The organism is Ruminococcus flavefaciens AE3010 (genome assembly GCF_000526795.1).
GTDB classification, from domain to species: domain Bacteria; phylum Bacillota; class Clostridia; order Oscillospirales; family Ruminococcaceae; genus Ruminococcus; species Ruminococcus flavefaciens_D.
In genome coordinates, this window is record NZ_JAGT01000001.1 from 1,903,337 (window position 1) to 1,917,083 (window position 13,747).

Annotated in this window: 12 protein-coding genes; 4 read left to right on the forward strand and 8 right to left on the reverse strand. The window is 47.6% G+C overall.

Annotation, left to right across the window (positions count from 1 at the left end):
- The first annotated feature begins 3 nt into the window (after positions 1 to 3).
- Genes N774_RS0108175 through N774_RS0108185 form a run of 3 tightly spaced genes read left to right on the forward strand, consistent with a single transcriptional unit; the run spans position 4 to position 2,698 of the window.
- A complete protein-coding gene (locus tag N774_RS0108175; protein ID WP_196231540.1) occupies positions 4 to 984 on the forward strand; it encodes a 2-hydroxyacid dehydrogenase in 981 nt (326 codons plus the stop codon).
- Between the two features lie 10 nt (positions 985 to 994).
- Positions 995 to 2,191, forward strand: a complete 1,197-nt coding sequence (coaBC, locus tag N774_RS0108180) for a bifunctional phosphopantothenoylcysteine decarboxylase/phosphopantothenate--cysteine ligase CoaBC (RefSeq protein WP_024860777.1) — start codon at positions 995 to 997, stop codon at positions 2,189 to 2,191.
- Entirely contained in the window at positions 2,192 to 2,698 is a 507-nt protein-coding gene (locus N774_RS0108185; RefSeq protein WP_024860778.1) for a DUF3592 domain-containing protein, read from the forward strand. It begins immediately after the preceding gene.
- Between the two features lie 86 nt (positions 2,699 to 2,784).
- Here the strand turns inward: N774_RS0108185 and N774_RS18220 are convergent, their stop codons facing one another.
- Positions 2,785 to 4,788, reverse strand: coding sequence for a DUF6583 family protein (locus tag N774_RS18220; protein ID WP_024860779.1), 2,004 nt, complete (start codon positions 4,786 to 4,788; stop codon positions 2,785 to 2,787).
- Between the two features lie 146 nt (positions 4,789 to 4,934).
- Here N774_RS18220 and N774_RS0108195 point away from each other — a divergent pair, with 146 nt between their 5' ends.
- Complete coding sequence (locus tag N774_RS0108195) at positions 4,935 to 5,162, forward strand: DUF1540 domain-containing protein (RefSeq protein WP_431767932.1); 228 nt, start codon at positions 4,935 to 4,937, stop codon at positions 5,160 to 5,162.
- 59 nt (positions 5,163 to 5,221) lie between these two features.
- Here N774_RS0108195 and N774_RS0108200 read toward each other — a convergent pair whose 3' ends face one another.
- The 7 genes from N774_RS0108200 to N774_RS0108230 all read right to left on the reverse strand — a co-directional run bounded on the left by N774_RS0108200 (position 5,222) and on the right by N774_RS0108230 (position 13,745).
- The gene (locus N774_RS0108200; protein ID WP_024860781.1) at positions 5,222 to 5,392 is read right to left on the reverse strand and encodes a DUF362 domain-containing protein; all 171 of its coding nucleotides are present in this window, start codon (positions 5,390 to 5,392) and stop codon (positions 5,222 to 5,224) included.
- 169 nt (positions 5,393 to 5,561) lie between these two features.
- Positions 5,562 to 7,067: an O-antigen ligase family protein gene (locus N774_RS0108205; protein ID WP_024860782.1), complete on the reverse strand. Its 1,506-nt coding sequence runs from the start codon at positions 7,065 to 7,067 to the stop codon at positions 5,562 to 5,564.
- 33 nt (positions 7,068 to 7,100) lie between these two features.
- Entirely contained in the window at positions 7,101 to 8,834 is a 1,734-nt protein-coding gene (locus N774_RS0108210) for a dockerin type I domain-containing protein (RefSeq protein WP_024860783.1), read from the reverse strand.
- Between the two features lie 165 nt (positions 8,835 to 8,999).
- A complete protein-coding gene (rny, locus tag N774_RS0108215; protein ID WP_024860784.1) occupies positions 9,000 to 10,577 on the reverse strand; it encodes a ribonuclease Y in 1,578 nt (525 codons plus the stop codon).
- 449 nt (positions 10,578 to 11,026) lie between these two features.
- On the reverse strand, positions 11,027 to 11,413 hold the full coding sequence (locus tag N774_RS0108220; RefSeq protein ID WP_024860785.1) for a YegP family protein: 387 nt from the start codon (positions 11,411 to 11,413) through the stop codon (positions 11,027 to 11,029).
- A gap of 297 nt (positions 11,414 to 11,710) precedes the next feature.
- A complete protein-coding gene (gene ispE, locus N774_RS0108225; protein ID WP_024860786.1) occupies positions 11,711 to 12,568 on the reverse strand; it encodes a 4-(cytidine 5'-diphospho)-2-C-methyl-D-erythritol kinase in 858 nt (285 codons plus the stop codon).
- On the reverse strand, positions 12,546 to 13,745 hold the full coding sequence (locus N774_RS0108230) for an aminotransferase class I/II-fold pyridoxal phosphate-dependent enzyme (RefSeq protein WP_024860787.1): 1,200 nt from the start codon (positions 13,743 to 13,745) through the stop codon (positions 12,546 to 12,548). The genes ispE and N774_RS0108230 overlap by 23 nt, the downstream gene beginning before the upstream one ends.
- Positions 13,746 to 13,747: the final 2 nt, after the last annotated feature.

Here is a 13,747-nt window from a genome sequence, read left to right on the forward strand (position 1 = left end):
GCCATGAAAGTAGCATTTTACGATACAAAGCAATACGATATGCCGTCCTTTGAAAAGCTGGGCAAGGAGAACAATATCAAGTTCAAGTTCTACGAGACCAAGCTCAACGAGGACACAGTTGCTCTTGCAAAGGGCTGTGACGCGGCCTGCGTTTTCGTAAACGATACCGTCAACGCAGCAGTTATCGACAGGCTCTGCGAGCTGGGCGTCAAAGTCCTTGCACTCCGCTGCGCAGGCTACAACAATGTTGACATCAAGTACGCAAAGGACAAGATAAAGGTTGTCAGCGTCCCCGCTTACTCCCCTTACGCAGTTGCCGAGCACGCAATGGCGCTCCTCCTCACATCTATACGCCGCGTTCACAAGGCGTTTATCCGCACAAGAGACCACAACTTCTCACTGAACGGGCTCACAGGCTTTGACCTCCACGGCAAGACCGTGGGCGTTGTGGGTACAGGTAAGATAGGACGCATCTTCATCAACATCTGCCGCGGCTTCGGCATGAACGTTATCGCTTATGACAAGTTCCCCGCAAAGGACAGCGGCATAGACTATGTTGAGCTGGACGAGCTTTTCAGCCGCAGCGACATAATCTCCTTCCACTGCCCTCTCACCGAGGAAACATATCATATGATAGACAGCAAATCAATTGACAAGCTGAAAAAGGGCGTGGTCATCGTCAATACTTCAAGAGGTGCCCTCATCGACGCAGAAGCCCTACTTGAGGGCATTAAAGCCCGTAAGATAGGAGCTGCCTGCCTTGACGTATACGAGGAAGAAGCCGACGTGTTCTTCCAGGACTTCTCGGGACACATCATTGCCGACGATACCCTTGCGAGACTTATCTCCATGCCTAATGTTATCGTTACTTCACATCAGGCATTCCTTACGGAGGAGGCTCTCCACAACATCGCAGAGACCACAGTCAGCAACATTCTCGCCTGTGTAAAGGGCGAGGATTGTCCCAACGAACTCCATATATGAGGTGAATGAAATGCTTACAGGAAAGACCGTATTACTGGGAGTCACAGGCTCTATCGCAGTATACAAGATATGCAACTTAGCGCGTATGCTCACAAAGCTGGGAGCTGACGTACACGTTGCAATGACACCAAATTCACTTAACTTCGTTCACCCCCTTACTTTCGAGACTCTTACTCAGCACAAGTGCCTTATCGACACCTTTGACCGCAATTTTGAATACAGCGTGGAGCACGTTTCCATTGCAAAAAAGGCTGACGTAGTTATGATAGCTCCTGCTTCCGCAAACGTTATCGGCAAGATAGCAAACGGCATTGCGGACGATATGCTGACAACTACAGTCATGGCTTGCACCTGCAAGAAGATAATCGCACCTGCCATGAACCATAATATGTTCCACAATCCTATCGTTCAGGACAACATAGAAAAGCTGAAAAAGTTCGGCTATGAGATAGTGGAGCCTGTCCGCGGAATGCTTGCAAACCGCGATATCGGCGACGGAAAGCTCCCCGACGAGGAAACTCTGCTGGAGTACATAGTCCGCGAGGCTGCCTTTGAGAAAGACCTTGCAGGCAAACGCATACTCGTTACCGCAGGAGCTACCCGCGAGAGCATAGACCCCGTCCGCTTTATCTCCAACCATTCCAGCGGCAAAATGGGCTTTGCCCTTGCAAGAGCAGCAATGCTCCGCGGAGCTGATGTTACCGTGGTTGCAGCTCATACCGATGTTGAGCCCCCTATGTTCGTGAATGTAGTTCCCGTAAAGTCTGCCGAGGATATGTTCAATGCCGTCAAGGAGCGCCTTGACAGCACAGACATCGTTATAAAGGCAGCTGCCGTTGCGGATTATACTCCCGTGACTACTGCCGACAGCAAGATAAAAAAGTCCGACGGCGATATGAGCATACCGCTGAAGCGTACCACGGATATCCTCAAATATATCGGCGAGAACCGCCGAGCAGGACAGGTAATATGCGGCTTCTCTATGGAGACCGACAACGTTATCGAGAACTCCCGTGCAAAGCTGACAAAGAAGAACTGCGACATGATATGCGCAAACTCCCTGAGAAAAGCAGGCTCGGGCTTCGGCACAGACACCAATATCATAACCATGATAACTCCCGAGGACACTGAGGAAATGGAGCTCATGAGCAAATTCGACGCAGCAAACATCATACTCACCAAGCTTAAAGCCATATCAGAGAAATAAATGAGGGAAGACAGCATTTTCAGTGAGTTCTATGAGCTTATCAAAAAGATAAAAATATACCATATCGCAGCGGTATTTATAATATCGGCGCTGTTGTTATCATTATCATTTTGCAGTTACCGTACTTCGCTGGCAAAAATAGAAAGATGCACCGCTAAAGTCTATGGTACAGTCTCACACACCGAAGTAAAGACAGAGCACAAATGGAGATATCAGGACGGCAAAAAGGTCAGATACTCCGAAACCACTACTACCGCTTACATATTGGTTGAAACAGACGATGTTTTCAGGCAAAGCGCCATCGCCAGACGAAACAGTTCATTGAGTAAGGGCACCAAAGTGACCATACACTATGATCCGAATGATCCGAGTATATATTACCTAGATGGCGAGGCAGAAGCGTTCAATTTCCTGCCTATAATGGGTATTTTATTTCTTGCAGTGGGATCTGCCATGACGATCTTGTACCGCGTTAACAAGAGAGAGCAGGAAAACTTTTACTACTAATGAACAACAAAAAAGACCTCCGATAAACGGAGGTCTTAATTTTATTTATATCGGAACGGCGAGGGCGCCGTTCCCTACAGGTTCGTTTATGAAGCCTTCTTTGTTGTTGTCTTTGAAGCGGTGCTTGAATACTCGTCAGCGTACTTCTGCATCTCTTCAACGAACTCATTGAACTGCTCTTCTGTCATGAAGTCCTTGTAGTCCTCATACTTGAACTGGCTGGGATCAAAGCTGAAGTCGAAGTCGTAATCATCATCATCGAAAGCAGATGTGGTTCTTGGTACGTCCTCGTCATCATCGAAGTCGAAGTCGAGATCATCGTCGTCCCAGTCAAAATCATCATCAATGTCAAAACCGCTGTCCATGCTGCCAAAAAGCTCTTCTGTAGCATACTTTGCAAGCTCCTCGGCAGTCTTGTCGTCAATGCCTACATCATTCATGATGCCCTTTGCGAACTTGCTGAACTCGTCCTGTGAAACGTACTCATCGAGCTGGAAGTTGTCAGCATTCTTAACGTCTACCATGAATGCGCTGTCCTTGCTGGGAACATCAGTGTCTGTGCCGTAATCAACAGAGTAAGCCAGCTTGAGCTTGCCGTAGTCTTTACCCTTAATTTCTACCTCATAGCTTACTTCCTGCTTCTTGCCGTCTGAGCTAAATGAGATGCCGATAGGATCAACGTCCGGGATCTCTATAACGAAATCGCCGTTGAAGTAGCCTTTTTCCTTTTCAACGATCTCAAAATCGTCGAACTTGACAACAGCTTCCTTAGTCTCTGATACTCTGTTGTAATCGTCGTCGTATGAATAGCTGGGATAAGCGAAAGTAAGGCTGCCTGTGTACTTGTCCTTGCCCTGTTCCTCAGCTGAAAGCTTTACGGAGAATTCCTCTTCGCCCTCTTCAACGAATCTCATTTCGCCTCTGACGTCGTCACCGTCCTTGCCGAGTATCATTGAGAATTCATCTTCATCAGCAGAGAAGCCGAAACCGCGGATAGTACCTGTAGCGTCGATATATGTATCGATAGTTAATGTAGTGTCCTCATCGAAGTCGTCATCTTCAAGCTGATCCTTCAGATCGTCGATAGCGTCGTCGATATCCTCCATGTATTCGTCGTCGTCAACAGCCTTTACCTTGTCAACAACGATGCCCTTGATGATATCGTCGTCCTTGAGCTCCTCGAGGTATTTAAGTCCAAGCTTTACAGCGTCCTTTTCCTTGAGCTCTACAGAAGCAACTGTATAGTTGACTGTTATATCGCAGATATCAACAGCCTCTTTCTTTTCCAGCTTTACATCGTCTGCAAACTTGCTCCATACGCCCACATATCTGTTGACCTCAGTCTCCAGCTCGTCAGGTGAAAGGAATGAAGCAGGATCGTTCATGATGTCCTTATATGTCTGAATAACAGCATTTGCCTCTTCGTCGCTCATGAGCTCGTCCATTGTCTCGCCCATAGATACGCCTATCCACTGCTCCTTGAGCTCGGGGATACGGACAAAGTAATCCATAGTGTCTGCATCAATGGCAGTATCCACGCCTACGATATGCTTGTCGCTGAGTTCAAGTCCGAAGCTGCCGTTTGTCTTGCCCTTCTTTGCAGACCAGCCGGCAGTGATGCCGATGGAATCGTTATTCTTTATGATGTCCTCGAACTGCTTTGTCTCATCATTGGAGCTGCCGCTGAATAACTCATCAATGAGTATATCCTTGGTTTCCTGAGTCGGTTCAAAGGAGAGCTTGAACTTAGCGTCAGTGCCCTTCTCCATATTATCGATAGTCTTCTTGTAATTCTCGCTGAGTATCTGACCGAGATTCTTTGAGTTGTTCTCAGTCACCCATGCATAATAATTTTCAGGACTGCTCAGTCTGAGCTTTACCTGATTCTTGACAGTATCAGATGCTGCATATGCAGTAGCCGAACCGCCTACAACTACAGCTGCCGATATTCCCCCTATCAGAGCAGCCTTCTTGCCCTTGCCCTTCTTAGTGACATTGTCAACGCCTGAAACGCTGAGGTCGTCATTAACGGGCTGGCTGTCGAACTGTGTGTTTTCCATGCCGTTTTCATTGTGATCATTTTCAAACATACTGATCCCCTCCTGATAAATATCATGTTATTGAGAAGCCTTATAGCCCCATATGATAATATTATCACAAACCATTCCAAAAGTCAATATTTCAGCAAATTTGTATTCATGCTGTAATAATTCTTAAAATACTGTTAATACTATTTATGTTCCTGAAAAAGGGAGCTAAAAATGTGAATGGAGATGTTACCATGGACGAACAGAAAAAGAACAAGAGCATAAAGTGCGACGTATCCCAGTGCCGCCACAATCTCGTGACCGAGAACTACTGCTCTCTCGACTGCATTTCAGTGGGCACACATGAGGATAACCCCACCGTCCCCGAGTGTACAGACTGCAATTCCTTTGTAGTCCGTTCCGGCTGCTGCGAATAAGCAGGCAAAAAAAAATAAGCAGTTCCCTTATCGGAACTGCTTATCATTTCTTTTCGTGATTACTCAGCGTTAGGAGCACCTACAGGACATGCGCCTGCACAAGCACCGCACTCTACGCAAGCGTCTGCGTCGATAACGTATTTTCCGTCACCTTCAGAGATAGCGCCTACAGGACACTCGCCTGCACAAGCACCACACATTACACAATCGTCAGAAATAATATATGCCATTTACATACACCTCCGTGTTATTCGCGGAGCTTCTGCTCCCCGTGATTTTATTGTACCATATCTGCGTGAAAAATCAATAGTTTTTTGTTAGCAGATACTTACAATTTTGACAAAAATCGCTGTATATCCGCAAAAAAGTCCTGAGAGTCGGACTCTCAGGGCTTTACGGTCATGCTTTCTTTTCAGCTTTGGTATTTTTCTTTGCAGGTTTCTCGGCGGCTTCCTTTTCAGCCTTGGCATTCTTCTTTGCAGACTTCTCGGGAGCTTCCTTTTTCTCGGGCTTTTCTACAGCAGCACAGGCTGTTCCTGCTGCCGCCCAGAATATGGGAGCATATGCGATACTGCTGCAGCTGATGAAGAACATCAGCACGCCGCCCAGTGTAAGCACAAAGGCTGTGAACGCCTCGGCACTCTTTCTTTTGCGCATGGACTTATAGCCGATGAGCAGTGCAGGTACAAGTGCAAGAACAAGAGCGATAAGGGACGGTATTCCTCTTGTAGCCGCAGTATAGAGGTACTCATTATAGTCCTTGTCGAAGATGCCGTCATTGGCAGTCATGATGTCCTCTATCTCGGTAAGGTCATTTACCTTGCGGACCTGCGGGAAAGCAAGCTGCTCGGGTCCCGTACCTGTCAGCGGATTCTTCTGGATTATGTCCACGGTCTTTTCGTTCATATAGGTATAAACGTCAACAGGATCATCGATATTGATGATATCAGAGTTGAAGTTGCCCGAAGCAGACGCCCTCATGTATGCATCAGCCCACCATGCTATCCTGCCGTCGTATGTTCTGTAGCTTGTAATATTTCCGATAGCTCCTGCATAGACAAGTACCACTGCAAGAACTGCGGAAACAGCTGCTGCAAGAACAGATACAAGGCGGCTCTTGGGAGCTTTCAGTGCAAATACAGCCGCGATCGCTGCTGCCGCAGAGAATACAAGTCCGCAGATACCAACAATGGTGTATGTGAACATGATAACGAATGAGAAGAGCGCCGCTGCACAGATAAATAGTATCCTGCGTTTTTTGCTTTCAGATGTTACAAAGCCTATGAGCGCAGCTGCCAGTGCAAGGGTGAGCACCATTGCAAGGAATACGGGAGACATTGAAAGTCCCGAAGCTGCCATGGCCTCATCATCTACAGAAACGAACTGATAATGCTTGTTCGTAATGAATATCTGTATCAAGGACACAGCGCTGTTGAGTATTCCCACTGCGACTATGCCGTTTATCAGAGTTTTTACAGCTGTTTCGCGCTTAACAGCCGCAGCCGTTGTGAAGAAACCGAAGTAGAACAGTATCGCAAGGAGCCCCTCGCCTCTGTTATGGTATCCGTACATAGATATGTTCAGATCATAGCCGTTTATGAGGGATATAACTCCCCATAGCACAAGTGCGCCCATAGCAATAACGGGGATCACCGCACCTTTGCCGATATATTTTTTCATCATGCCGATGAGTGCCAGTATCATGCATATTACGCCGCCCACAGCAAGTCCACCTGCCGAGAACGCATATGAAGCCTTATCCGTTACCTCAGGGATAATGGTAAACAGCGGCACCAGAAGCATTGCAGCTATGAGTCCGCGGGAAGCCAGCTTTGAATACTGCTCCTCTGTCATGTTGAGTATGAAGTTCGATTTTTCCGATGTGTTAAAGATAGTTTTTGCCATTCTAAAAAATTCCTTTCTGCAATTCAAGCAGAATTATTTATTTGAAACGGTAACTGTATAGCTGTCGCCGTTTTTCTCACCAACAGTGATAATGATATTGGGATCTATGGTCTGACCGCCGCTGCTGTCATACCATGCAAAACCGCTGACCTTATTATCGACCACGCTTCCCGTTCTCAGCAGATTATCCTTGTCGCCGTCATTGACAAGTCTTACAAAGCGTCTGCCTGCGTCCTTATTTGTGAAGTCGTCGTTGCCGCTCTCATACTTGAACACCTCGCGCCAGCCGTCGTTGTACTTGGTCGCCTCTATATGGAGCAGCCTTACGCCTGTTCCCGTAGGACGCCACCAGAAGTTCTTCTTGACATCGCTGTTGTTCTTATCGAGAGTGGTATATTCGAGAATAAAGTATTCCGACTTGTATTCGCTGTCGAGAGTACCCCGCGGTATGATAAGGCAGTTGCCCTCATCGCTCTGACCGTTTGTGAGCGTAAAGGTCTGAGTGCCCTTTGAGCTGTCGTAGACCTGTATCTGATCCTCTCTGTACCAGCCCAGCATCAGCTTTGATATGGCGCTGAAATCCGAATGCGCCTCGTCCATAAGGTCATAGCCTGCCGAGCCGTGAAGTCCCTCAAAGTCCTCCGCTCCGTAAAGGTAATAGTCGGGAAGTCCCATACAGTGACCCATTTCGTGGAGATATGTGGAGGTAAAGTCCGAATAGTCGGTATCGGAAATTATATCCGCATTGCCTGTGATAACGTGTCCCATAGTCATGCCGTCCAGCTTGAGCCAGTAGTCTCCGCCGAACTCGCCTGCGCATGGCCACCACTCATTCTCGTCAGAGGAGCGCGGAACGCAGAACAGTATAGCATCGACTGTGCCGTCATGGTCAGCGTCGAACTGTGAATAGTCCACCACGCTGTTCATATTCTTTACTACCTCTGTAGTAAAGTCAGCCTTGAAAACGTCTCCCTCATAGGAAGATATATTCTTCTTGCAGGTATACCTGTAAGCCTTGCCCTGAAGCTTCATAGTTCCCTTTGAAGCTCTTGAATAGAACGCCGCACAGCTCTCATAGGGGTACAGAGGCGAGCTTTCGTTCTCGGGACCGAAAGCGATCTCCTCTATCCTGTCCGTGGTAGGCTCATAGTCGAATTTGCAGTCAGGGAAATCCACATAAAAGATTATGAGCTTAGCCTTGCCCTGTGACGGCAGACTTCCGTACATATCGTGGATAGGCGCCGAGATAAAGTTTTTCTTGGCAGGAGCCGTAGTTGTCGTTGTGGCAGTCGGCGGAGCAGTTGTCGTAGTCGTTGTTGTAGTAGTTGTAGTCGTTGTTGTAGTGACCTTGGTCGTGGTGGTAGTCTCCTCATTCCACCGGAATATCTCTCCGCACTTTTCCTTGGAGATGAGCTTTTTCCGCATCTCCACAAGGTCGAAGATATCTATGACGCCGTCCCTGTTAAGGTCGGCTTTCTGGACAGAGGTCCCGCCGCTGACATTTATCACCTGCTCGGGAGTCATCTTTATGGCATATTTGCCGCTCCCAAGGTTACAGATACTCTTGTCGCCGAGAGCCTCCCTGCCGTGCAGGTGTCTGCAAAGCGTTACCATGTCCGATACATTTACTTGTTTATCGCCGTTGAGCTCGCCCATGCTGTCGATCTGCTCCCATGCAGCCGAAGCCGACCACGGAACAGACGCAAGTGCAAGCACTGCCGCAGCCGCAGCAGATGTAATAAGCCCCCAGATCTTTGTCTTTTTCATGATTTTTACCTCCCTCTGTATTTATCATCTCTTCTGATCCTCATTTCATTCTGAAGACATGGGAAAAGTTTTCTCAGGTCTCCACAGTGAAATAAAAAGCGGCTGTCGAGCATAATATGCCCGACAGCCAGACGTTCTGCGGTAAAGCTACCGCAGCAGAGTGCATTATTTTGCGTAGTCAGTAACTCTGCTCTCACGAATGAGATTGACCTTGATCTGTCCCGGATAATCCATCTCAGACTCGATCTGCTGAGCGATCTGTCTTGCGACGAGAACCATTTTCTCATCATTGATGACTTCGGGTGTGACCATGATCCTGACTTCACGTCCTGCCTGTACAGCAAAGCATTTCTCAACGCCGTCGTATGAGGTGCATATCTCCTCAAGCTTCTGGAGGCGCTTGATATAGCTTTCGTAGTTTTCGCTTCTTGCGGCAGGTCTTGCAGCGGAGATAGCGTCGGCTGCCTGAACTATGCAGGCAATAACTGTTTTCGGCTCAACATCGTTGTGGTGAGCTTCGACAGCGTGTATAATAACAGGATTTTCGTTGTATTTTTTACAAACATCGACACCGATCTGAACGTGTGAACCCTCGATCTCGGAGGTAAGAGCCTTACCGATATCGTGGAGAAGTCCTGCACGTCTTGCCATATTTGCGTCAACACCAAGCTCGGAAGCGAGAACTCCGCAGAGCTTAGCGACCTCAATGGAATGATCGAGCACGTTCTGTCTGTAGCTTGTACGGAATTTAAGACGTCCGATAAGCTTGATAAGCTCGTGGTTAAGGCCGTGAACGTTAGTCTCGATGACAGCGCGTTCACCCTCCTGCTTGATGCGGTACTCTACCTCGCGGCGAGCCTTCTCGACCATTTCCTCGATACGTGTGGGGTGGATACGACCGTCGGAAATAAGCTTTTCCAGGGCGATCCTTGCGACCTCACGTCTGATCTGGTCAAAGCAGGAGATCGTAATAGCCTCGGGAGTATCGTCGATGATAAGATCGACGCCTGTCAGTGTTTCGAGAGTTCTTATGTTACGACCCTCACGGCCGATGATACGGCCCTTCATTTCGTCATTTGGAAGCGGAACGACTGATACAGCCGCCTCTGAGACCTGATCCGCAGCCACCTTGGCGATAGCGAGGGAGATATAGCTTCTTGCCTTCTCCTGACATTCGTCCTTGATGATCTGCTCGTAAGCCTGTACTTTCACAGCCTTTTCGTGAACGAGGTCGTCCTCCAGCTTTGAAATGATGTACTCCTTAGCCTGATCCTTTGTAAATTCGGAGATCCTCTCCAGAATATCCATCTGGCTCTTCTTGATAGAATCAGCTTCCTTGAGTTTTTCGTCAGCTGACTTTATCTTCTGATTGAGAGTCTCCTCCTTCTTTTCGAGATTATCGGTTTTCTTGTCTAAATTCTCTTCTTTCTGCTGCATACGTCTTTCCTGACGTGACAGCTCTGCTCTGCGATCCTTGATCTCCTTATCCGCCTCGGTGCGGAGCTTATGTATTTCGTCCTTAGCTTCGATGAGGGCGCTTTTTTTCTTATTGTCAGCGTCCTTTTCAGCATCCTCGACGATGCGCTCTGCCTGCTGTTCAGCAGAACCTACGATTGCTTCTGCATCGCGCTTGCGCTTTTCAACGCCTGCCTCGACGCCCTTTTTGTAGAACAGAGCATAACCCACTCCAACGCCTGCTGCAAGGGCAGCAATTATAAGGACAATAGCGATTATCAGATCCATACAGTGCATTACCTCCTTTTCGTAAAAAATAATCAAAAGTTTGTATCATAATTTTAATTATTACTTAAAGGCGGTAAATGCCGCATTATTTTATTCATTTATAAATATATAGATGAAGAGCTGATGCACAGCTCGCAAAAGATAGACGGACGTTATATCCCCGTCCAAAATTTGTTCCGTTATCATATTTAAACCGCGGTGACATCTTTATTTATCGTCGCTGCGGATAATGATTTAAAACAAAGCTGCATATACTGCCATAGTAATATTATGCAAATAAATACAACATAATTATTATATAATATTTCAGCCGTTCTGTCAATAGATTTTTGTGAATTAAAGACCAATGGAAGCAAAAAAATTAAAGGGTGTTTGTATGCACTTCATAATACTGCATATTCTCAATATATAAAAAGACTGCCGCCGAAGCGACAGTCCATTCTCAGTTTTCATTTCTTTTCAGGCTCGGGCTCTATAACAGGAGCGTCAACAGCGTTCTTGCGGACGCTTGCGATACCCTTCTTACAACTGTCCTTCTTGACATAGCCCTCGCTGGCGGCGATAATCTCGCCGTTTTTTGCTTTAAGGCGGAATCTGAATTCGCCCGACTTGTCCTTATATATCTCGAACTTAGGGTTATTCACTGTCTGGAAGCCTTCTATGGTCTGATCCTCGAGATTAGCCTCGGGAGCATTCTTCGCAACGCTAGCGATACCATTCTTGACACTTGCGAGAGTGTTGTAAACCTCTCCGCCTGTAGCGATGACCTCTCCATTGCCTGCCTTCAGGCTGAATGTGAAGCCTGTCTTAGTAGCCTTGATGATAAATTTACCCATGATTTTTTCAACACCTTTCAGCAAAAGTATAAATTAAACCGAGAACATCTCTGATTTATATCATAATTATAACTGAATACTGCTGACTTGTCAATAGTTTTTGTGAATTTTCATCAAATTGACAAATTTGTATACGCTTTCAAAACTCATTGATGATAGTGAGAAGCAGCTAAGAGCCACCTGATCTGACGGAGTATATGGAAATAAAACAAAAGAAGCGAATCAACTTCGCTTCTTATTATCAGTTTATATATCTAACTTGGCAAACTCTGCAAGAAAAGGCTTATCCTCCAAAGTTCAGATAACGATAAAGCTCTCGGGGACAGTCTCGCAGACGCAGGCGAAATAGCCCTGCTCTTTCAGCTTCTCCGCGCATTTATCAGCAGTACCGCAGTCAGTGAAAAGTCCGAACACCGCCGAGCCGCTGCCCGTCATAACAGCTCTCACTGCGCCTTCTTTAGTCATTATTTCCTTGATGTCGTCAACCTCGGGAAGCTTAACAGCCTGCTCGAAGAGGTTGCCGAAGTATTCATAAGCCGTTTCGGGAGCTGAGATTATAGTCTCCGTCAGTTTCTTTGTCTCGGGGTGCTGAGGTGCTTCAAGGCTGTTGATATTCCCGTAGGCTTCAGCCGTGGAAACGCCCTCTTTTCCCTTGGCTATGACCAGTATTCGTCCCGAATAATCGGCAATGGGAGTTATCCTCTCACCGATGCCCTCAACGTAGGCAGTTCCTCCCGTAAGGAAGAAAGGAACGTCAGCCCCAAGTTTTTCGGAATTGCTGACGTTTTTGCCCGTCATTCTGCCGAGACAGTACAGCACAGCCGCAGCGTCGGTGCTTCCGCCGCCCATGCCTGCCTGTGAGGGTATACCCTTTTTTATATGTATACGGCAGCCGCAGTCCATACCGTTCTGCTCAAAGAAGAACTTAGCCGCTTTATAAGCAATATTGCGTTCATCACAGGGTATGGGGTCGGAGCTTGCGAACTCCTCGGGGACTTCACATGTAAGCTCAATGCCGCTGTTTGTCAGCTCAATATCCACCTCATCGTAAAGTCCCACGGTCTGGAACACGCTTTCAAGGCTGTGATAGCCGTTGGGGAGCTTTCCCGTGACGTCCAGAGCAAGATTTATCTTAGCCGCAGTTTTTACCCTCATTCTTTTCAGCCTCCAGTTTTTTCAGGAACTTCTCGATACGTGAGATAGCCTCCATAAGGTGTTTAAGGGAATAAGCGTAGGATATACGCATATAGCCCTCGCCGCTGTCTCCGAAAGCGCTTCCGGGAACAGCTGCCACCTTGCCCTCGAAGAGCAGTCTCTCGCAGAATTCCTCGCTGGTGAGACCTGTGCTCTTGATACATGGGAACACGTAGAATGCGCCCTCGGGGTTGAAGCAGGTCAGTCCCAGACGGTTGAACTCGCCCACCAGATAGCGGCGGCGCACATTGTACTCATCAACCATTTTAGCCACCTCGGCATCGCATGAGTTAAGAGCCTCTATCGCCGCATTCTGGCTGATAAAGGGGCTGCACATGATGCCGTACTGATGTATCTTGGATATCTGGCTGATTATAGGCTCGGGAGCGGTCACATAGCCCAGTCTCCAGCCCGTCATGGCATAAGCCTTTGAGAAGCCGTTTACATAGATAGTGCGCTCTCTCATGTCCTCCAGCTCGATAATTGAGAAGTGCTTCATGCCGTAGGTCAGCTCGGAGTATATCTCGTCGCTGAGCACCATTATATTGGTGTCGCGGAGGAACTCTGCAATAGGCTCCAAGTCCTCCTTAGTCATAACAGCTCCAGTAGGATTATTGGGGAAAGGCAGTATTATGAGCTTTGTGCGGTCTGTGACCTTGTCCTTGAAGTCATCGAGTGTGAGCTTGAAGTTGTTTTCAAGCCTTGTGGGCACAGAGACAGGCACGCCGCCTGCAAGCTCCACAAGGGGCGCATAACAGACGAAGCAGGGCTCCACCACCAGTACCTCGTCACCGTTGTCAAGGAGACCTCTCAGTGCAAGGTCTATAGCCTCAGAGCCGCCTACAGTAACGATGACCTCACTGTCGGGATCGTACTTTATGCCGTGCTTTTTCTCGATAGTATGAGATATAGCACCTCTCAGGGGCGCAAGGCCCTTATTTGGTCCGTAGATGATGTGCTTGCGCTCAAGTACCTGTATAGCAGCCTTTCTGATAGCCCACGGAGTATTGAAATCAGGCTCACCAACACCCAGGGAGATAACATCGTCCATAGTGCCTGCGATATCGAAGAATTTACGAATCCCCGATGGCTTTATGCTCTTGATCTTGTCCGAAAGGACTTTATCATAATCTATCACGA